This window comes from Mesorhizobium sp. M4B.F.Ca.ET.143.01.1.1 (assembly GCF_004792275.1).
Classification (GTDB): Bacteria; Pseudomonadota; Alphaproteobacteria; order Rhizobiales; family Rhizobiaceae; genus Mesorhizobium; species Mesorhizobium abyssinicae.
In genome coordinates, this window is sequence record NZ_SRSR01000060.1 from 1 (window position 1) to 957 (window position 957).

Here is a 957-nt window from a genome sequence, read left to right on the forward strand (position 1 = left end):
TGTGGAGCCTCAACAGGTTGTCCTCGGTTAGAGCGAGGCGACTGATAGGTGTTTTGGACTTTAGGCTCCCGTGGGGACGGTGCCAATTGTATCTGTGCAGCCAGACCGGCAACTCTGCGGCGCGGTGATCTGAAGTCGGATAAGCGATGGCATAAGCCCATTCGCGCAGTGCTGTCTGGATGAAGCGCTCGGCCTTGCCATTGGTCTTGGGTGTATAGGGTCTTGTCCTGACGTGCTTGAGGCCGAGATCGCGGCAGGCCTTGGCGAAGGCCTTTGATCTGTAGCAGGAGCCGTTGTCGGTCATGACGCGGGCTATCGTGACGCCGAGGCTGGCGTAGTAGGCCACCGCCGCCTTGAGGAAGGCGATGGCGCTTTCTTTTTTCTCGTCGGGCAGGATCTGCGAGAAGGCGATGCGGGAGGCGTCGTCGATGCAGACATGGACGAACTCCCAACTGCTGCCGCGCGAGCTGGCATTGCCGGTGCGCTTGCCGGTAATGCGATGACCGATGCGCTCGAAACGACCGAGCTTCTTGATATCGATATGGATCATCTCGCCAGGATGCTCGCGCTCGTAGCGTCGGATCGGCTCGGCCGGTTCGATATCCCGCAACCGCGACAGTCCGGCACGCTTGAGAACCCGGCTAACGGTGGCGGGCGAGACGCCGACCTCATGGGCGATGTGCTTGCCGGTCCAACGTTGCCGCCGCAGCGCCATGATGCGCTCGGCGATCAACGCAGCGGTGGCCTGCGGCATATGGGCGGGCCGCGAGGAACGGTCGATCATGCCGGCCCGCCCTTCGGACTTGTAGCGCTCGACCCAGCGCGCCACGATCTTGGCCGACACGCCGTAGACACGCGCCGCATGGGCTTTGGAGAAAGCGCCTTCTATCACCGACAGCGCCATCTCCTCTCGACGCAGCGGTGTGAGACGGGCATTCTTATGGATGTTCATTCGGA

General features: G+C 62.2%; 1 protein-coding gene. It reads right to left on the bottom strand.

Annotated features, from left to right (window positions below; all coding sequences use genetic code 11):
• On the bottom strand, positions 1-952 hold a 952-nt coding region (locus EN786_RS35935; protein WP_127230906.1), incomplete at its 3' end, for an IS481 family transposase.
• Positions 953-957: the final 5 nt, after the last annotated feature.